Genomic DNA, 19018 nt, shown 5'->3' with positions numbered 1-19018 from the left:
GGGAAAGCCTCGTACGGGAGAAGGGCGCCCTTCGTGAATGACGGGGCTCAGGCCCCCATCATGTGGACGCCGCCGTCCACGTGGACGATCTCGCCCGTCGTGCGCGGGAAGAAGTCCGAGAGCAGCGCGACGACGCCGCGGCCCGCGGGCTCCGGGTCGGACATCTCCCAGCCGATCGGGGCGCGCGTGTTCCACACGTCGGACAGTTCCTCGAAGCCCGGGATGGACTTCGCGGCCATCGACTTGATGGGACCGGCGGAGATGAGGTTGCACCGCACGTTCTTCTCGCCGAGGTCGCGGGCGAGGTAGCGGTTGGTGGACTCCAGGGCGGCCTTCGCGACGCCCATCCAGTCGTACTTGGGCCAGGCGATCGTGGCGTCGAAGGTGAGGCCGACGACCGAGCCGCCGCGCGGCATGAGCGGCAGGCAGGCCATCGTGAGCGACTTGAGCGAGTACGCGGAGACGTGCACGGCGGTGGCGACGTCCTCCCACTCGGCTTCGAGGAAGTTGAAGACCGGCTGCGGGCCGAAGGCGATCGAGTGCACGATGCCGTCCAGGTGGCCGTCGTCGCCGAAGTGCTCCTGGATACGGCCCGGGAGGGCGTCCAGGTGCTCCTTGTTGGTGACGTCCATCTCGATGACGGGCGCGGGCTTGGGCAGGCGCTTCGCGATGCGCTCGACGAGGCTCAGGCGGCCGAAGCCGGTGAGGACGACCTCGGCGCCCTCCTCCTGCGCGACCTTGGCCGCGTGGAAGGCGATCGAGCCCTCCGTGAGGACGCCCGTGACGAGTACGCGCTTGCCCGCGAGGATTCCGCTCATGTGATCAGTGACCCATGCCCAATCCGCCGTCAACCGGGATGACGGCTCCAGTGATGTACGAGGCGTCGTCGGAGGCGAGGAAACGCACCGTCGCGGCGATCTCCTTCGGCTCCGCGTAGCGGCCGAGCGGCACCTGCGCGACGATCCCCGCGCGCTGCTCCTCGCTGAGCACCTTGGTCATGTCGGTGTCGACGAAACCGGGTGCCACGACGTTGAAGGTGATGTTGCGCGAGCCCAGCTCCCGGGCGAGCGAGCGCGCGAAGCCGACGAGCCCGGCCTTGGACGCGGCGTAGTTGGCCTGTCCGGCGGAGCCGAGGAGCCCGACGACGGAGGAGATGAGGACGACCCTGCCCTTGCGGGCCCGCAGCATCGCGCGGTTGGCGCGCTTGACGACGCGGAAGGCGCCCGTGAGGTTCGTGTCGATGACCGAGCCGAAGTCGTCCTCGGACATGCGCATGAGGAGCTGGTCCTTGGTGACACCGGCGTTGCACACCAGCACCTCCACGGGCCCCTGCTTCTCCTCGACCTCCTTGAAGGCCAGGTCGACCTGCTCGGCGTCGGTGATGTCGCACTTGACGCCGAGGAAGCCGGCGGGCGGCTCCCCGGAACGGTAGGTGACGGCGACCTGGTCACCGGCGTCGGCGAAGGCCCGGGCGATGGCGAGGCCGATGCCCCGGTTGCCTCCAGTGACGAGAACCGAGCGGCTCAACGGATCACCCTTTCGACGGTGGTCTGATACGGACAAGACGGTTGCGGGCCGCGTGCGCCGTGCGGCGGCGGCCCCGGGACCGTCTCGTCCCGCACTTGTCCTGCTCGAAACTATCGCTAGGGGGGCGCACCCACCCAATCGGCCCCCGACAGCACGTGCGACGACGTTTGGTGGGGTTCCCACAGTTCCGGCGCGAGAGGGGTGCGGGCCCGGCGCGCACGGAGCGGGAAAACCGGTGCCGGGGCGTGTACGGGTCCCCCATACACTGGACGCACCATCCCGCGCCCGGTTCTCACCGTCCGCGCGCGACCGAAGCCGAGGAGTACACGACCGTGACGGACATCGTCGACGACCTCAAGTGGCGCGGGCTCTTCGCCCAGTCCACCGACGAGGAAGCCCTGCGCAAGGCGCTCGCGAACGGTCCCGTCACCTTCTATTGCGGCTTCGACCCGACGGCGGCCTCGCTCCACGTCGGGCACCTCGTGCAGGTCCTCACGGTGCGCCGCCTCCAGCGGGCCGGGCACCACCCGCTCGCCCTCGTCGGCGGCGCCACCGGGCAGATCGGCGACCCGCGCCCGACCGCCGAGCGCACGCTCAACGACCCCGCGACGATCGCGGAGTGGGTGAACCGGCTGCGCGCGCAGATCGAGCCCTTCCTCGACTTCGACGGGCCGAGCGCGGCGCGCATGGTCAACAACCTCGACTGGACCTCCGGGCTCAGCGCGATCGCGTTCCTGCGCGACATCGGCAAGCACTTCCGGGTCAACAAGATGCTCACGAAGGAGTCCGTGGCCCGCCGCCTGGAGTCCGAACAGGGCATCTCCTACACGGAGTTCAGCTACCAGCTGCTCCAGGCGATGGACTTCCTGGAGCTGTACAGGCGGCATGGCTGCGTGCTCCAGCAGGGCGGCAGCGACCAGTGGGGCAACCTCACGGCCGGTGTCGACCTCATCCACCGCGTGGAGCCCGAGGCCCAGGTGCACGCGCTCGCGACGCCGCTCATGACGAAGGCGGACGGCACGAAGTTCGGCAAGTCCGAGAGCGGCGCCGTGTGGCTCGACCCGGCGATGACGACGCCGTACGCCTTCTACCAGTTCTGGCTCAACGTCGACGACCGCGACATCAGCCGGTACACGCGCATCCTCAGCTTCCGCCCGCGCGCCGAGCTGGAGGAGCTGGAGGCCGTGACGGCCGAGCGTCCGCAGGCGCGGACCGCGCAGCGCGCGCTCGCCGAGGAGCTGACGACGCTCGTGCACGGCGAGGCGCAGACCCGGGCCGTCGTCGCCGCCTCGCGCGCGCTCTTCGGGCAGGGCGAGCTGGCGGAGCTGGACGAGGCGACGCTCGCGGCGGCGCTCGGCGAGCTGCCCCGGGCGAGCGTGGCCGAGCCCGCGAGCGTCGTGGACCTGCTCGTCGAGACGGGACTCGTCGCGAGCAAGTCCGCCGCGCGCCGCACGATCAAGGAGGGCGGCGCGTACGTGAACAACGCGAAGGTCACCGCCGAGGACGCCGTCCCGGCCGCGAGCGAGCTGCTGCACGGCCGCTGGCTCGTGCTGCGCCGTGGCAAGAAGAACCTGGCCGCGGTGGAGGTCACCGGAGCCTGAGGGGCCTTTCCGCCGGTACGGGTACGGGGCCGCTCGCGCACACGTCGCGGGCGGCCCCGTACCCGTACCGGTGTCCCGGCACCTTGTCGGCGCGGTGTCAGCGCCTGACGCTGTTGCCCTTCACCGCCTTGTACACCGACTCCCCCACCGCGACGAGGACGATCGCGGCGACGAGCTGGAAGACGTGGCGGCTCCAGTCGATGCCGTGCGTGTAGCGGACGCCGAAGGCGGAGGCGATCGCGTTGCCGACGAGACCGCCGATGGTGCCCATCACGACGACGAGCCACAGCGGGCTGTGCTGCTTGCCGGGCAGGACGAGCTTGGCGATGAAGCCAAGGACGAAGCCGACGATGATCGCCCAGATCCAGCCCATGTGCCACTCCCTCGACCGGTGCCGTCCGCCGGGCGGCGGATGCCGATTCCCAGCATCGGCCCGGATGCCGTACGCCGCACGCCGGAGCGGTCCGTACGGTGCGGGGCACCCCGCCCGGCGGCCCCGGTCTCGTCGGCGCGTGCCGCGCGGCGTACCGTGAGACGGGTTCGTCGAAGGATGGTGGAACGTGGCGGGGAAACGGTCGGAACACGAGGTCTTCCGGATCACCGGGGCCCGCGCGGGACTCCAGGACGACGTGCGCGGCCGGCAACGGCGGTACGTCATCTCGATGCTGGTGCGCACCGCGTCGGTCATCGCGGCGATGCTGCTGTGGAACGTGGAACGGTACGTGGCGATCGTGGCGCTCGTCCTGGGCACTTTCCTCCCCTACGTCGCCGTCGTCATCGCCAACGCGGGCCGCGAGAACGCCCCTTCGCTGCCCGGTACCTATGTGCCGCCGCCGCCCCGCCCGGTACTGGAGGGCCCGGCCCGGCAGGCGCCGGCCGAGCCGGGCGAGCCGCACGACCAGCGGGCCTGACCGGCCCGGCGAGGTCCCGGAACGGCCCGTGCGGAAGGGCCCGTGCCGGGGGGATTCCACGCCAATCCCTGAGTTCGGCTGCACCCGGGCAGGGGGCTCGTGCCATACTTTCAGCGCGCTCCGCATCCCCCGTCGGAGCGACGGACCGACGCCGGGCAGCTCCCCCCGTGGCTGCTCGGCGTCGCCTTTTCCGGGGCCTCCGCAGAGCCCCGCTCCCCTCGTTCCCGTACCGAAAGCACCCCTGTCATGTCCGAGGACTCCCCGCTCGTCTGCTCCGCCAAGGGCTGCCGCGCGCCCGCCGCGTGGGTGCTCGCCTGGAACAACCCGAAGCTGCACACCCCGGAGCGGCGCAAGACGTGGCTCGCGTGCGGGGAGCACAGGGAGACGCTGGGCCAGTTCCTCGGGGTGCGGGGCTTCCTGAAGGACGTCGTGCCGCTCGCGGAGTGGCAGGAGCGGGAAGGCGCCTGACGGCGCCGGGGCCGGAACGCGGCAGCCGGGCGCCCGGCCCGCCTCTCAGCCGCCGATCGCCGACATCGGCCTGCTCGGCTGGAGGAAGGCCGGGTCGTCGAGGCCCGAGCCCGCCTTCTTGCCCCACATCGCCGCGCGCCACAGCTCCGCGACGGCCTCGTCGTCGGCGCCCGAGCGCAGCAGCGCGCGCAGGTCGGTCTCCTCGGTCGCGAAGAGACACGTGCGGATCTGGCCGTCCGCGGTGAGACGGGTGCGGTCGCACGCCGCGCAGAACGGGCGCGTGACGGAGCCGATGACCCCGACGCTGCCCGGTCCCCCGTCCACGAGCCAGCGTTCGGCGGGCGCCGAGCCGCGCGCCGCGCCGGGCTCGGGGGTGAGGGTGAAGCGGGTGCGCAGGGACGTCAGGATGTCCTCCGCGGTGATCATCCCGGAGCGCTTCCAGCCGTGCTGCGCGTCGAGCGGCATCTGCTCGATGAAGCGCAGCTCGTAGCCCTCGGCGAGGGCCCAGGCGAGGAGGGCGGGGGCCTCGTCCTCGTTGAGGCCCGGCATGAGGACGGTGTTGACCTTGACGGGCGTGAGCCCGGCGTCGCGCGCGGCGGCGAGCCCCGCGAGGACGTCGTGGTGGCGGTCGCGGCGGGTGAGGCGGTGGAAGACCTCCGCGTCCAGGGTGTCGAGCGAGACGTTGACGCGGTCGAGCCCCGCCTCCGCGAGCGCGGTCGCGGTGCGGGCGAGGCCGATGCCGTTGGTCGTGAGGGAGAGCTTCGGGCGCGGGTCGAGCAGCGCGCAGCGCCGTACGAGGTCCACGAGGCCGCGTCGCAGGAGGGGTTCGCCGCCCGTGAAGCGGACGTCGGTGATGCCGAGGCGGGTCACGGCGAGGCGGACGAGCCGGACGATCTCCTCGTCCGTGAGCAGCTCGGGCTTCCCGAGCCACTGGAGCCCTTCCTCCGGCATGCAGTACGTGCAGCGCAGATTGCACCGGTCCGTGAGGGAGACCCGCAGATCGGTGGCGGTCCTGCCGTAGGTGTCGAGGAGCATGCGGGCCGCCTCCCTTTCGTACGACGGACGGGCTTCGAGCGTACGTGACCCGAGCGGCGGACGGGGCGGCCGAGACCGGCGGCTTCTCCCCGCGGACGGCGGAGGCCGCGCCGCACCCGCCGCGGGGGCGGGGACGGCGCGGCCTCGGCACGGGTGCGGTGCGCGCCCGCGCGGGGTGTCGGTGCGCTCGCGTACGGGAGGTCAGTGCGCTCCCGCGCGGGGTGTCAGTGCGCCCCCGTGCCGGTGAGGGAACGGACCTCCAGCTCCGCGTACTTGCCCTTGTCCGGCTCGTCCTTGGAGAGGAGCGTGCCGAGGATGCCGAGCAGGAAGCCGAGCGGGATGGAGATGAGCCCCGGGTTCTCCAGCGGGAACCAGGCGAAGTCGACGTCCGGGAACATCGAGCTGGGCTTGGAGGAGACGACCGGCGAGAAGAGCACGAGGAGGACCGAGGAGGCGAGGCCGCCGTAGATCGACCACAGGGCGCCCTGGGTGGTGAAGCGCTTCCAGAAGAGGCTGTAGAGGATCGTCGGGAGGTTCGCCGAGGCGGCGACCGCGAAGGCGAGGGCGACGAGCCCGGCCACGTTGAGGTCGCGGGCGAGGGCGCCGAGGCCGATCGAGACGATGCCGATCGCGACGGTGGCCCAGCGCGCGGCGCGGACCTCCTCCTTGTCGGTCGCCTTGCCCTTGCGGATGACGTTCGCGTAGATGTCGTGCGCGAAGGACGAGGACGAGGCGAGGGTGAGCCCGGCGACGACGGCGAGGATCGTCGCGAAGGCGACCGCGGAGATGACGGCGAGGAGGATCGCGCCGCCCGTCGAGCCCGAGCCGCCGCCGATCTCCAGCGCCGCGAGCGGTGCCGCGGTGTTCCCCGCCGGGTTGGAGTCGGTGATCTCCTTCGGCTTGAGGAGCGCCGCGGCGCCGAAGCCGAGGACGATCGTCATGAGGTAGAAGACGCCGATGATGCCGATCGCCCAGTTGACGGACTTCCGCGCGGCCTTGGCGGTGGGCACGGTGTAGAACCGGATCAGGATGTGCGGGAGCCCGGCGGTGCCGAGTACGAGGGCGATGCCGAGCGAGAGGAAGTCGAGCTTCGAGGTCGCGGTCGCGCCGTACTTGAGCCCCGGCTCCAGGAAGGCCGAGCCCTTTCCGCTGTTCTCGGCGGCCTTGCCGAGGAGTTCGGAGACGTTGAAGTGGAACTTCCACAGGATGAGCACGGTGATGAGGACGGTGCCGACGATGAGCAGCACGGCCTTGACCATCTGCACCCAGGTGGTGCCCTTCATGCCGCCGATCGTCACGTAGACGATCATCAGCACGCCGACGAGCGCGACGATCGCGACCTTGCCGCCGTCGCTCGTGATGCCGAGGAGCAGGGAGACGAGGACACCCGCCCCGGCCATCTGGGCGAGCAGGTAGAAGATCGACACGACGATCGTGGAGGCGCCGGCGGCGGTGCGGACCGGGCGCTGGCGCATGCGGTAGGCGAGGACGTCGCCCATCGTGTAGCGCCCAGAGTTGCGCAGGGGTTCGGCGACCAGGAGGAGGGCGACGAGCCAGGCGACGAGGAAGCCGATGGAGTAGAGGAAGCCGTCGTAGCCGAAGAGCGCGATCGCCCCGGCGATGCCGAGGAAGGAGGCGGCCGACATGTAGTCGCCGGAGACGGCGAGGCCGTTCTGGAAGCCCGTGAACTGGCGTCCGCCCGCGTAGAAGTCGGCGGCGTTGCGGGTCTGGCGGCCCGCCCAGACGGTGATGACAAGAGTCGCGACGACGAAGATCGCGAAGAGCGTGATGATCAGCGGGCGGTGCTCGCCGGCGCCCTCCGCGGCGAGCGGGAACCCGGTCGCGAGGTTGAGCGGCTGGCTCATTCCTGGCCCTCCAGACGGGACTTGATCGCCTGCGCCTTGGGGTCGAGCTTGGTCGCGGCGTGGCGGGAGTACCACCAGGCGATGAGGAAGGTGGTGAGGAACTGGCCGAGGCCGAGGACCAGAGCCACGTTGATGTTGCCGACGACCTTGGTGCCCATGAAGTCGCCGGCGTAGTTCGACAGCAGGACGTAGAGCAGGTACCAGAGCACGAAGGCGACGGTGAGCGGGAAGGCGAAGGAGCGGTGCGTACGCCGGAGTTCTGCGAACTCCGCGCTCTCCTGCACCTCCACGAACTGCTCCGTCGAGGGTGCGTCGGCACCGCGCGGCGAGCCGGTGTGCGGCTCGGGCGTCTCGGTGGCCACGGAATCTCCTCGCGATGCGGGGGCGGGTGGTGGGGACAAGGGTGAGGAACTGGACATGGTGCTCTCTGGGCAACGGGTGGGCGGGGACTGGTGTTGCCGCCCCCTGCACAACGGCACGGCGGCGCTCGCGACCCGGTTCAACGCGACGTAATTTTCGGGGCACCTGATTTTGGGAAAAGATTGCCGAGCACGAGTGAGGGGAATAGCTTCACTTTGCCGAGGCTCACGCGCTTGTCCGAACGCACCCGCCGGACAGGCCCGTTGCCCTTCTGCCCCGGTGCGCCACCGCTCGGCTCGCCCCGTACCGGACGCCCGCAGGGCGCGCCCGTACGGCGCGCGCACACCGCACGGCCCGTACCACTTCAGCGCAGACGCCTCGTACCCGAACTGGAGACCCCATGCCGGTGCTGTTCGTCCGTTCCCGCCGCGCCCTCGCGATACCCGTGGGGCTCGGCCTCGCCACCGCGCTCGCGGTGGTGCCCGCCACGGTGGCCACGGCCGCGCCCCCGACCGTGAGCGAGGTGGGCACGCCGACGAGTTACGTCGTCAACGTGCTCCCCGGGCTCGCCGATTCGCCCTTCTACCGCAAGGCGGTGGAGAGAGCGGGCGGCGACGTGGTGTACGCGTACGACAGGATCGGCGTGATCGTCGCGCACTCCGACCGGACCGGCTTCGCGCCCGCGATCCGCAAGGTGCTCGGCGTGCAGAGCGCGGGTGCGACGCGGACGGCTCCGCTGCCCGCCCAGTCGACGACCGACACCGGCAGCCCGATCAAGCTCTCCGCGGCCGACGTCGCGGCGGCGGCGAGGAGCAACGCGGCGGCGACGGACAAGGACCCGCTCGAAGGGCTCCAGTGGGACCTGGCCGCGATCAAGGCGGACAAGGCCCACGAGAAGTACCTCGGCAGCAGCAAGGTGACGGTCGGCGTCATCGACACGGGCGTGGACGACACGCACCCGGACCTCGCGGCCAACTTCGACCGGGGCGCCTCCGTCAACTGCGTGAAGGGCAAGCCGGACACGAGCGAGGGGGCGTGGCGGCCGGGCGCGGCCGAGAGCCCGCACGGCACGCACGTGGCCGGGGAGATCGCCGCCGCGAAGAACGGCATCGGCATGAGCGGGGTCGCGCCGGGCGTGAAGGTCGCGGGCATCAAGGTCTCGACGACCGAGGGCTTCTTCTACACCGAGGCCGTCGTGTGCGGCTTCATGTGGGCGGCGGACCACGGTGTGGACGTGACCAACAACAGCTATTACACGGACCCTTGGTACTTCAACTGCACCAACGACCCGGACCAGAAGGCCCTCGTCGAGGCGATCACGCGGGCGACGCGGTACGCCGAGCTGAAGGGCACGGTCAACGTCGCGGCGGCCGGGAACGAGAACTACGACCTCGCGAGCGACAAGATCACCGACCCGTCGAGCCCCAACGACTCGACGCCCGGTGACCGCGTGGTCGACCCCTCGAAGTGCTTCGACATCCCGACCCAGCTCCCCGGTGTCGTCACCGTCGCCTCGACGGGCGCGAAGGGCCTGAAGTCCTCGTTCTCGAACTACGGCAACGGGCAGATCGACATCGCGGCCCCCGGCGGCGACTCGACGGTCTACCAGACCCCGGCCCCGCCCGCCACGAGCGGCCTCATCCTCGGCACGCTGCCCGGCGGCGGCTACGGCTACATGGCCGGTACGTCGATGGCGTCCCCGCACGTCGCGGGCGTCGCCGCGCTCATCAAGTCCCGCCACCCGCACGCCCCGGCGGCCCTCGTCAAGGCGCTCCTGTACGCGGGCGCCGACGACACGGCCTGCGGAGCGGCGTACGACATCGACGGAGACGGCGAGGTCGACGCGGTGTGCGAGGGCGGCAAGAAGAAGAACGGCTTCTACGGCGAGGGCGTGGCGAACGCGCTCAACGCGGTGAAGTAGCCGGTCTCCGGGACGGGGTCCCGGGTTTCCGGTTCGGGGCGGGGCGGCCTCTCGCGGGCGGCCCCGCCCCTTCACGCTCTCGCGGGCGGCCCCACCCCCTTCGCGCTCTCGCACCCCTTCGCGCTCCGCGAATATCTTCCCCGGCGTGGCACTCAGTGCCATAGTGGCGCCTATGGAAACTCCCGCCTCACCCGGCCTCGCCTCCACCTGGGCGGCACTGAGTGGCGACCCCGCTCTGCTCGCCCGCGTCACCCGCCACGAGGACACCGGCGTACTCGCCGCGCGCCTCCCGGTCCGTGAGCTGGCCGCCGCGTGCGCGGGTGCCTGCGCGCTCGCCGCCGCCGAACTCGTCTCCGTACGGGACGGGGCCGCCGTACCCGCCGTACGGCTCGACGACCGGGCCGTGGCCGCCGCCTTCGCGAGCGAGCGGCTCCTGCGCGTCGAGGGGCGCGCGCCCGAGAGCTTCGCGCCGCTCTCGCGGTTCTGGCGCACGGCGGACGGCTGGGTCCGTACGCACGCCAACTACCCGCACCACGAAGCCCGGTTGCTCAAGGCGCTCGGGCTCGGCGCGGGGGCCGGGCCCGAGGAGGTCGCCGCCGTCCTGCGGCGGCGCGCGGCGCGGGAGACCGAGGAGGCGGTGTACGCGGCCGGGGGTCTCGCCGTGGCGCTGCGGGCGCCCGAGGAGTGGCGCGCGGGGCCGCAGGCGAGGGTCCTGGAGGCGCTGCCGCTCGTGAGCGCGGGCCGCATCGACGCCGCGCCCCGCCGCGTGTTCCGTGCGCGGGGCGGCGGGCTGCCGCTCGCGGGGATACGGGTGCTCGATCTGACGCGGGTCCTCGCGGGCCCCGTCGCGACCCGCGCGCTCGCGCTGCTCGGCGCGGACGTCCTGCGCGTCGACCCGCCGGGGATGCCCGAACTCGCCGACCAGCAGACCGACACGGGCCTCGGCAAGCACAGCGCGCTGCTGGACCTCGCCGACTGCGCGGGGCTGCGGCGCTTCGAGGAACTGCTCGCCGAGGCCGATGTCGTGGTGACCGGCTACCGGCCCGGGGCCCTGGAGCGGTTCGGGCTCACGCCGGACGGGCTCGCCGCGCGGCGCCCCGGGCTGGTGCTCGCGCAGGTCTCGGCGTGGGGGCGCTCGGGTCCGTGGGGGCAGCGGCGCGGCTTCGACAGCCTGGTGCAGGTGGCGACGGGGATCGCGGCCGTCGAGGCGAACCGCGAGGGCCGCCCGGGGGCTCTGCCCGCCCAGGCGCTCGACCACGGTACGGGGTACCTCCTCGCGGCCGGAGTGCTCCGCGCCCTGACGGAGCAGACCCGCACGGGTGGCTCCCGCCTCGTCCGCCTCGCCCTGGCCCGTACCGCCGCCTGGCTCCTGGACGGCCCCCGCGCCCCGCTCCCCGCCACCGTCCCGCCCCCGCCGGAGGAGCACACGGCGGAGCGCGACAGCGAGTGGGGCCGCCTGCGGTACGCGCTCCCGGCGTTCTCGTACGAGGGCGGCCCGGCGGACTGGGCACGGGCGTCGGTGCCGAGTGGGACGGACGCGGCGGAGTGGGGGTGAGGCGAGGGCGCGGGTGAGGCGGGAGCGGAGGTGAGACGGGGCGGGGGTGCGGCGGGAACCAGGATGAGGGAGACCGTTCGTTCTTCCGGGCTCCGGCCGACGCGTGGAGCGGCGCCCCGCTCCGGTACCCCGCACTTCGGGCGCATCGCTTGCGGGGCGTCCGGTTCGTCCGGGAACATCCTCGGGTGGGTGCGGGCAAGGGGGCGGGCGTGGTCGCGGAGCCGTACGACGGGGCGGGGGCCGTACGGCGGTCGGGGGTGTTCCTCGGGCTGCTGCTCGTGGGGGCGTTCCTCGTGCCCCTGCTCGGGCCGGACCTCGCCCTGCGCGGGACCGGGGAGGCCGCCGCGCCGGCCGTGCGGGAGGTGGGGTGGCTGCGCGGGGCCGTGCTCGTGGCCCTGTGCGTGCAGGCCGGGGAGGTGTGGCTGAGGCGCGGGCCCGCGCTCCCCCGTCCCCTCGCGCCCGCCGCCGCCCTGCTCGGCACCCTCGCCGCCTCCGGGCTCGCCGTCGTCGTCGCCGCCGGGAACCTGCTGCCCCGCTCCCTCAGCGCGCTCGATCCCGGCGCGCTCGCGCAGAGCGGGGACGGGCAACTCGCGCTGCTCGAGGTGAACGCCTTCGGGGCCGCCTGGCTCTGCGCGCTCGGGCGACGCCGGGGGCTCGCCGCCGTACCGCTCGCGCTCGTCGTGCTCGCCGAAGCCGTGCGCGCCCACCCCGAGCCGTCCACGCCGTGGCTCGGCTCCCTCCTCACCTTCGTCCACCTGAGCTGCGCCGCCCTGTGGGCGGGCGGGCTGCTCGCCGTGGTGCGGACGGTGCCCCGGCTGCCCGCCCCCGAGGGGGCGCGGCTGCTCGGGCGGTACGCGCGGACGGCCGCGTACCTGCTCGCCGCGCTCACCGCGACGGGCATCGCGAGCACCCTGCGCCGGATGCCGCCGGGCACGGTGGCCGGGCAGCTCACCGACACCGCCTACGGCCGTGTCCTCCTCGCGAAGACCGTGCTCGTCGCCGGGGTCGCCGCGCTCGCCTGGCGGGCGCGGCGGCGCCTGCGCGGAGACGGCGGGGCGGCGGCCGGAGCGGTCGTGCCCGCGCGCGCCGAACTCCTCGCCCTGGCCCTCGTCGTGCTCGTGTCGGCGCTGCTCACCGCGCTGCCGCTGCCGATCCGGTGGTGACGGGCGTGCCGCGCGAGATGCCGGTGACGAGCAGGTACTGAGCGAGCGCGTAGGTGAGCATGATCCAGAAGTCGGCGGGCGCGGGGCGGGTCAGGTCTGCCGCGCCGAGCGCGATGAGCAGGTCCGAGACGAGGAAGAGCGCGCCGCCCGCCGCCGCGCGCGTCCCGCACCGCTGCGCCGCGAGCGCCGTCGCCGTGAGCAGCACGCTGTACACGGCCATCGGCACCCGCAGCCCCGCCGGGAGTCGCGGCCACAGCACGAGGAGCGCGGCGGCGAGGACGAGGACGGCGCCGACGAGCCGGGCGGGCAGAGCGCGTGGAGTGGCGCCGTGCCGCAGGAAGGTGACGAGGTAGCAGACGTGCCCGGCGGCGAAGGCGGCCATCCCCGCGAGGAAGGCGGGGTCGGCCGGGGAGAGCAGGAGGAGATCGCCGAGCCATCCGGCGGCGAGCGCGGCGAGCAGGGAGCGGGGGGCGCCCGCGCGCACCGCGTACCAGGCGAGGAGGGGCAGGAGCAGGGCCTTGCAGACGGCGTGCGCGGGCCAGGCGTGGAACCGGGTGTCGAGGAGAAGGGCGAGGAGGTCGGCGCAAGCGGCGAGGGCGAAGAGGCGCAGGGGCAGCGGGACGCGGGTCACCCGGCGGCCTCGGTGGGGGCGGGACTCGCGGCGGAGGTCACGGCGGGAGACACGCCCGTCCCCGTCCCCGAGCCCGCACCCGCACCCGCACCCGCACCCGCACCCGCACCCGCACCCGCACCCGGGCCGCCCGTACCCGCCGCCTCCCCCGGTCGCCACCCCGGCCCGTTCACCAGGTGCCGGAGCCGGTCGCGCCATGTGCGGGCCGCGCGCAGGTCGCGGGCGAGCGCCACGTATTCGTGGGTCGCGACGCGCAGCGGGTTGTATGTCGTGATGTTCTTCGTGAGGCCGTAGACGGGGCGTTCCGTCTCGGGGGTGAAGGAGCCGAAGAGGCGGTCCCAGACGATGAGGATGCCGCCGAAGTTGCGGTCGAGGTAGCTGCCCTGCGAGGCGTGGTGGACGCGGTGGTGCGAGGGCGTGTTGAAGACGTACTCGACCGGCGCGGGCAGTTTGTGGACGCGCTCGGTGTGAATCCAGAACTGGTAGACGAGGTTCGCCGAGGAGCAGAAGGCGAGCGCGGCCGGGTGCACGCCGAGCGCGATGAGCGGCAGGTAGAAGGGCCAGGAGGTGAGGCTCGTCCAGGGCTGGCGCAGCGCGGTGGTGAGGTTGAAGGCGCGGCTGGAGTGGTGCACGACGTGGCAGGCCCACAGGAGGCGGATGACGTGGTGGCCCCGGTGCGACCAGTAGTAGAAGAAGTCCTGTGCGAGGAGCATGAGGAGGACCGTCCACCACAGCACCGGTATCCGCAGCGGGGTCAGCGCGTAGAGCGCGGAGTAGACGGCGACGATCGGGATCTTCCAGACGAAGTCGGTGACGAGGCTCCCGAGCCCCATCGTGACGCTCGTCGCCGCGTCCTTCGCCTCGTACCCGGCGTCGTCGTCGTCGGGGTGGAGGCGCACGGTGACGATCTCGACGACGGTGAGCAGGACGAACGCCGGGACGGACCACAGCACGACATCGGGCAGGTTCGGCATACGGGCAAGGTAAGGCCGCCGCGCGGTGCTTGAACAGGGGTCGTTACCGACGAGTATTACTTGCGGTAAGTCGTGGTGGCCGCAAGGGAGTCGACGGAGGCGGGGTCCACTCCCCCGGCCCCGCGCGCCCTCGGTCCCCCGCACCGTACGCCCTGCCCGCTCACGCCCCCGCGGCCCCGAGCAGCGCCCCCACCGCGTACGTGATCGCCATCGCCGCCGCGCCGCCCGCCACGTTGCGCACGACCGCGCGGCCGGGCGGGGCGCCGCCGAGGCGGGCGCTGGCCCAGCCGGTGAGGACGAGCGCCGCGAGGACGGAGCAGACGGTGACGGCGAGGCGCGCGCTCGCGGGCGGCAGCACGATGGCGAGGAGCGGGAGCAGGGCGCCCGCGGTGAAGGAGAGGAAGCTCGCCCAGGCGGCGTGCCAGGGGTTGGTGAGCGCGTCCGGGTCGATGCCGAGTTCGACGTCGGCGTGGGCGCGCAGCGCGTCGCGCGCGGTGAGCTGTTCGGCGGCCTCGCGCGCGACGTCGTGGCTCAGGCCGCGCGCGGCGAGGAGGCGGGTGAGTTCGTCGAGTTCGGCCTCCGGGTCCTCGCGCAGTTCGCGCCGCTCGACGGCGAGCGCGGCCTTCTCGGCGTCGCGCTGGGTGTTCACCGAGACGTACTCGCCCGCCGCCATCGACATCGACCCGGCGAGGAGACCCGCGAGTCCGGCGGTCAGGAGTGTGCCCCGGTCCGCGCTCGCGCCCGCGACGCCGACGACGAGCCCGGCGGTGGAGACGACGCCGTCGTTGGCGCCGAGCACACCGGCGCGCAGCCAGTTGAGCCTGGTGCCGAGCGCCCCGCCGTGGCTCTCCTCGTGGCGCCCTTCCCGCTCTCCGTCACTCATTGCGCGATCTTCACATCCCGCGGGGCGCACGGCGGGCTTTTCGGCGGCGCCCCGTGTCCTGGTGGCGCGACCCCGTCCGGCCGCGCCCGATGGCGGTCGCCCGGCCGCACACCCAGGGGCGGTCGCCCGCGCTCCCGCTGACCGCACGCCAGTTCCCGTACGACCGCGCGGCGAACGGGCGTCCGGCGCGATGCGGCACGCAATCCGGACATCGCGCCTGATTCGGTACGGGCCCGGGGCCGGGGCGCGGGCGCTGTCGGACCGGCCCCGTATCCTCAGTGACCATGCTCGAAGACCGTACGACCGACACCTCCTGGCCGTCCGCCTACCCCGAGGGGTACGCGGTGGTCGACGTGGAGACGACCGGTCTGGCCCGCGACGACCGGATCGTCTCCGCCGCCGTGTACCGCGTGGACGCGCGCGGCGAGGTCGAGGACCACTGGTACACGCTGGTCAACCCGGAGCGCGATCCGGGCCCGGTGTGGATACACGGCCTGACGAGCGAGGTCCTGGAGGGCGCGCCGCTCTTCCCCGAGATCGCCGAGGAGCTGTCCCGGCGGCTCGACGGCCGGGTCCTCGTCGCGCACAACGCGGTCTTCGACTGGTCGATGCTCGCGCGCGAGTACGCGCGGGCGGGGATCACGGCCCCCGTGCGGCGCAGGCTGTGCACGATCGCGCTCGCCAAGGAGCTGGCGCTCCCGCTGCCGAACCACAAGCTGGAGACGCTCGCCGCGCACTTCGGCGTCGAGCAGCGCCGCGCGCACCACGCGCTCGACGACGCGCGGGTCCTCGCCGAGGCGTTCCGGCCGAGCCTGCGGGCCGCGGCGCTCGGGGGCGTACGGCTGCCGCTCCTGGAGTGCAGGCCGCTCACCGAGTGGTCCGACAGCCCGGCCCGTCCCACCATCGGCCGCCAGTACGGGGGCCAGTACGGGTCCCGCCCGGCGGCGGGGAACTGGCGCCCCTCGCGCAAGCGCCCCCCGTGCCCGTACCCGAACCCGGGCCGCTGGCAGGACGGGCAGCCGCTCGTGCAGGGGATGCGGATCGCCTTCTCGGGCGACACGTCCACGGAGCGCGAGCTCTTGGAGGACCGGGCGACGGAGGCGGGGCTGCACGTCGCGGGCAGCATCTCGCGGCTCACGAGCCTGCTCGTCACCAACGACCCCGACTCGGGCACGTCGAAGACGGTCCGCGCCCGGCAGTACGGCACCCCGGTGATCGACGAGGCGGCCTTCGGGCAGCTCCTGCGGGACGTGGCGCCCGCGGTGCGCGTGGAGGGCTGAGCCGGAGGCCCCCGCGCCCCCGCCGCCCCCGCGCCCCCGCCGCCCCCACGCCCCGCCCGCCCTCGCGCCTCCGCCCGGACACACCACCCCTCCCGCCGGGGACAGGTCGGGCGAGTTGTACCTTCATGGGGTGTACCGCTTCCTGTTGTCGTGGCAGTGGCTGATCATCACCCTGGTCGGCCTCGTCCTCATCCCCGTGATGATCGAGCTGGGCTTCTGGCAGCTCCACCGTCACGAGCACAAGGTCGCGCAGAACGAGCGGATCACGGCGGCGGTCGAGGCCCCGCCCGTGCCCGCCGAGGAGCTGACCTCACCCGGGCACACGGTGCCGACGCCCGAGGTGTGGCGCCGCGTCACGGGGACGGGCCGCTTCGACGCCGCGCACGAGGTCGTCGTCCGCCGCCGTACCAACGACGACGGCTCGATCGGCTTCCACGTCCTCACCCCGCTCGTGCTGCGCGACGGCAAGGTGCTGCTCGTCAACCGGGGCTGGATTCCGGCGAACGGCGCGCAGACCGAGTTCCCGAAGATCCCCGCGCCGCCCACCGGCGAGGTCACCGTCACCGGGCGGCTCAAGGCCGACGAGACGAGCGCGGCGAGCGGCATCAAGAACCTCAGGGACCTGCCGCCGCGCCAGATCATGCTGATCGACAGCGCGGAGGAGAGCGCGCGCCTGCACCGGCAGGTCCTCGGCGGCTACATCGAGCAGATCGACCCGAAGCCCTCCGGGCACACGCCGCAGCTCCTCGCCGAGCCCGACCACAGCGGTATCGGCCCGCACATGGCGTACGCGGTGCAGTGGTGGATGTTCTCGGCCGCCGTCCCGCTCGGCTGGTGGATTCTCGTACGGCGCGAGCGGCGCGACCGCGAGGCGGCGGCGCGCGAGGCGGAGCAGGCGGAAGCGGCCGAGCCGGAGCCCGCGGGGGTCTGAGCGCCGGGGCCCGGTGTGACGTGCGGCCTTTTGGGCGTGCGTTCGATTGGGCGCGCGGGCGGCGGGGAAGCCGCTTCCCGTGGCCCAACGTACCGAGAACACCCAGCCCATCGAGAACTACGCCCTGATCGGCGATCACCAGACCGCGGCCCTCGTCGGGCGCAACGGCTCGATGGACTGGCTGTGCCTGCCCCGCTTCGATTCGGCGGCCTGTTTCGCCGCCCTCGTCGGTTCGCACGAGAACGGGCACTGGCTCCTCGCCCCGAAGGGCGAGGGCGACTGCACCCACCGCGCCTACCGGACCGACTCGCTCGTCCTCGACTCGGTGTGGGAGACACCCGGGGGCACGGTCCGCGTCACCGATTTCATGCCGCAGCGCGACAAGGCGCCCGACGTCGTCCGGATCGTGGAGTGCCTGGACGGCGAGGTGACGATGCACTCGACGCTGCGGCTGCGCTTCGACTACGGCTCGATCGTGCCGTGGATGCGCAAGGTCGACGGGCACCGGGTCGCCGTCGCGGGGCCGGACGCGGTGTGGCTGCGCAGCGAGCCCGAAGTGCCCAGCTGGGGCGAGAAGTTCAGCACGCACGCCGAGTTCTCGCTCACGGCGGGCGAGAAGGTCGCCTTCGTCCTCACCTGGTACCCCTCGCACAAGAAGCACCCGCGGCTCATCGACCCGTACAAGGCGCTGGAGGAGAGCCTCGCCGACTGGCGCGCGTGGGTCGGGCAGTGCGCGTACGAGGGTCCGTACCGGGAGGTCGTGGTCCGCTCCCTCATCACCCTCAAGGCCCTCACCTACGCCCCGACGGGCGGAATCGTCGCCGCGCCCACGACCTCGCTGCCCGAGACGCCGGGCGGTGTGCGCAACTGGGACTACCGCTACTGCTGGCTGCGGGACTCGACCCTCACGCTCGGCGCGATGATCGCCGCCGGGTACCTCGACGAGGCGCGCGCCTGGCGCGACTGGCTGCTGCGCGCCGTCGCGGGCGACCCCTCGACGCTCCAGATCATGTACGGACTCGGGGGCGAGCGGCGCATCCCCGAGTTCGAGGTGCCCTGGCTCAGCGGCTACGACGGCGCCGCGCCGGTACGCGTCGGCAACGACGCCGCCCACCAGCTCCAGCTCGACGTCTACGGCGAGGTCATCGACTCGCTCTACCTCGCCGACCGCGCGGGCCTGCCCGCCAAGCACCACGCCTGGCAGCTCCAGCTCAAGCTCATGGAGTACCTGGAGAAGACGTGGCAGCAGCCCGACGAGGGACTGTGGGAGGTGCGGGGCCCGCGCCGCCAGTTCGTGCACTCCAAGGTCATGGCCTGGGTGGCCGCCGACCGCACCGTCAGGGCGATGGAGGCCACGCCGGAGCTCGGCGGGGACGTCGCGCGCTGGCGGCGGATGCGGGACGCGATCCACGCCGAGGTGTGCGAGAAGGGCTACGACCCGGTGCGGAACACCTTCACGCAGTCGTACGGCTCGCAGGGGCTCGACGCGGCGCTCCTCCTCATCCCGCGCGCCGGCTTCCTGCCGCCCGACGACCCGCGCGTGCTCGGCACGATCGAGGCGGTCCGCGACGAACTCGGCGCGGAAGGCGGGCTGTTGCTGCGCTACAGCCCGGGACAGGGCGAGGTGGACGGGCTGCCGGGCGAGGAGGGCGCCTTCCTCGTGTGCTCCTTCTGGCTCGCCGACGCGCTGCACCTCGCGGGGCGCACGAAGGAGGCGGAGGCGCTCTTCCGGCAGTTGCTCTCGTACACGAACGACGTGGGGCTGCTCGCGGAGGAGTACGACGTGCGCACGGGCCGGCAGCTCGGCAACTTCCCGCAGGCGTTCAGCCACATCGGGCTCGTCGGCACGGCGCTCGGGCTGTCGGGGCGCGGCGGGAGCGCGGGCCCCGGCGCGGCGGACTGAACCCGGGGCG

At 73.2% G+C, this 19018-nt stretch carries 18 protein-coding genes; 9 read left to right on the top strand and 9 right to left on the bottom strand.

Features of this window, described 5'->3' with window-relative positions; genetic code table 11:
- Positions 1-47: 47 nt before the first annotated feature.
- A complete protein-coding gene (gene fabI, locus STTU_RS26905) occupies positions 48-818 on the bottom strand; it encodes an enoyl-ACP reductase FabI (RefSeq protein WP_007828703.1) in 771 nt (256 codons plus the stop codon).
- Positions 819-822: 4 nt separating this feature from the next.
- Positions 823-1527, bottom strand: coding sequence for a 3-oxoacyl-[acyl-carrier-protein] reductase (gene fabG, locus STTU_RS26900; protein WP_007828701.1), 705 nt, complete (start codon positions 1525-1527; stop codon positions 823-825).
- Positions 1528-1859: 332 nt separating this feature from the next.
- On the opposite strand from fabG, the gene tyrS reads away from it, so the two are divergent.
- Positions 1860-3128, top strand: coding sequence for a tyrosine--tRNA ligase (gene tyrS, locus STTU_RS26895; RefSeq protein ID WP_043256456.1), 1269 nt, complete (start codon positions 1860-1862; stop codon positions 3126-3128).
- Between the two features lie 97 nt (positions 3129-3225).
- On the opposite strand, the gene STTU_RS26890 is transcribed toward tyrS, so the two are convergent.
- On the bottom strand, positions 3226-3501 hold the full coding sequence (locus STTU_RS26890) for a GlsB/YeaQ/YmgE family stress response membrane protein (RefSeq protein ID WP_007828697.1): 276 nt from the start codon (positions 3499-3501) through the stop codon (positions 3226-3228).
- A 187-nt stretch (positions 3502-3688) separates the two neighbouring features.
- Here STTU_RS26890 and STTU_RS26885 point away from each other — a divergent pair, with 187 nt between their 5' ends.
- Together STTU_RS26885 and STTU_RS26880 are read left to right on the top strand one after the other, a co-directional pair.
- Complete coding sequence (locus tag STTU_RS26885; RefSeq protein WP_007828695.1) at positions 3689-4039, top strand: DUF3099 domain-containing protein; 351 nt, start codon at positions 3689-3691, stop codon at positions 4037-4039.
- 246 nt (positions 4040-4285) lie between these two features.
- Positions 4286-4507: a hypothetical protein gene (locus STTU_RS26880; RefSeq protein ID WP_007828693.1), complete on the top strand. Its 222-nt coding sequence runs from the start codon at positions 4286-4288 to the stop codon at positions 4505-4507.
- A gap of 45 nt (positions 4508-4552) precedes the next feature.
- Here STTU_RS26880 and moaA read toward each other — a convergent pair whose 3' ends face one another.
- The 3 genes from moaA to STTU_RS26865 all read right to left on the bottom strand — a co-directional run bounded on the left by moaA (position 4553) and on the right by STTU_RS26865 (position 7769).
- Positions 4553-5542 (bottom strand): GTP 3',8-cyclase MoaA, encoded by a 990-nt coding sequence (gene moaA / locus STTU_RS26875; RefSeq protein WP_007828691.1) that lies wholly within the window; start codon positions 5540-5542, stop codon positions 4553-4555.
- Positions 5543-5766: 224 nt separating this feature from the next.
- Positions 5767-7407 carry a solute symporter family protein gene (locus STTU_RS26870; RefSeq protein WP_010264972.1) on the bottom strand — a complete coding sequence of 547 codons (1641 nt, stop codon included), beginning with the start codon at positions 7405-7407 and terminating at the stop codon, positions 5767-5769.
- The gene (locus tag STTU_RS26865; RefSeq protein ID WP_009063982.1) at positions 7404-7769 is read right to left on the bottom strand and encodes a DUF485 domain-containing protein; all 366 of its coding nucleotides are present in this window, start codon (positions 7767-7769) and stop codon (positions 7404-7406) included. Before STTU_RS26865 ends, STTU_RS26870 begins: the two co-directional genes overlap by 4 nt.
- Positions 7770-8167: 398 nt before the next feature.
- Between STTU_RS26865 and STTU_RS26860 the strand changes: the two genes are divergently transcribed.
- The 3 genes from STTU_RS26860 (at position 8168) to STTU_RS26850 (ending at position 12406) form a co-directional block, all read left to right on the top strand.
- Positions 8168-9688 (top strand): S8 family peptidase, encoded by a 1521-nt coding sequence (locus STTU_RS26860; protein WP_007828689.1) that lies wholly within the window; start codon positions 8168-8170, stop codon positions 9686-9688.
- A 172-nt stretch (positions 9689-9860) separates the two neighbouring features.
- A complete protein-coding gene (locus tag STTU_RS26855; protein ID WP_007828688.1) occupies positions 9861-11243 on the top strand; it encodes a CoA transferase in 1383 nt (460 codons plus the stop codon).
- 185 nt (positions 11244-11428) lie between these two features.
- On the top strand, positions 11429-12406 hold the full coding sequence (locus STTU_RS26850) for a CopD family protein (protein ID WP_007828687.1): 978 nt from the start codon (positions 11429-11431) through the stop codon (positions 12404-12406).
- Here STTU_RS26850 and STTU_RS26845 read toward each other — a convergent pair.
- From STTU_RS26845 to STTU_RS26835, 3 genes are all read right to left on the bottom strand, one after another.
- On the bottom strand, positions 12375-13037 hold the full coding sequence (locus STTU_RS26845) for a lysoplasmalogenase (RefSeq protein ID WP_043256454.1): 663 nt from the start codon (positions 13035-13037) through the stop codon (positions 12375-12377). The two genes, STTU_RS26850 and STTU_RS26845, sit on opposite strands and share 32 nt — an antisense overlap.
- Positions 13034-14011 carry a sterol desaturase family protein gene (locus STTU_RS26840; protein ID WP_007828685.1) on the bottom strand — a complete coding sequence of 326 codons (978 nt, stop codon included), beginning with the start codon at positions 14009-14011 and terminating at the stop codon, positions 13034-13036. Before STTU_RS26840 ends, STTU_RS26845 begins: the two co-directional genes overlap by 4 nt.
- A gap of 160 nt (positions 14012-14171) precedes the next feature.
- Positions 14172-14894 carry a VIT1/CCC1 transporter family protein gene (locus STTU_RS26835; protein ID WP_007828683.1) on the bottom strand — a complete coding sequence of 241 codons (723 nt, stop codon included), beginning with the start codon at positions 14892-14894 and terminating at the stop codon, positions 14172-14174.
- Positions 14895-15178: 284 nt separating this feature from the next.
- Here STTU_RS26835 and STTU_RS26830 point away from each other — a divergent pair, with 284 nt between their 5' ends.
- The 3 genes from STTU_RS26830 to STTU_RS26820 all read left to right on the top strand — a co-directional run bounded on the left by STTU_RS26830 (position 15179) and on the right by STTU_RS26820 (position 19008).
- Entirely contained in the window at positions 15179-16174 is a 996-nt protein-coding gene (locus tag STTU_RS26830) for a DEDDh family exonuclease (protein WP_007828681.1), read from the top strand.
- Positions 16175-16304: 130 nt separating this feature from the next.
- A complete protein-coding gene (locus STTU_RS26825; RefSeq protein ID WP_007828679.1) occupies positions 16305-17105 on the top strand; it encodes an SURF1 family protein in 801 nt (266 codons plus the stop codon).
- A gap of 79 nt (positions 17106-17184) precedes the next feature.
- Positions 17185-19008, top strand: a complete 1824-nt coding sequence (locus STTU_RS26820; protein WP_007828678.1) for a glycoside hydrolase family 15 protein — start codon at positions 17185-17187, stop codon at positions 19006-19008.
- The last annotated feature ends 10 nt before the right edge of the window (positions 19009-19018 follow it).

It is taken from the genome of Streptomyces sp. Tu6071 (assembly GCF_000213055.1).
Lineage (GTDB): Bacteria > Actinomycetota > Actinomycetes > Streptomycetales > Streptomycetaceae > Streptomyces > Streptomyces evansiae.
This window is presented reverse-complemented; position numbering and strand designations above follow the sequence as displayed.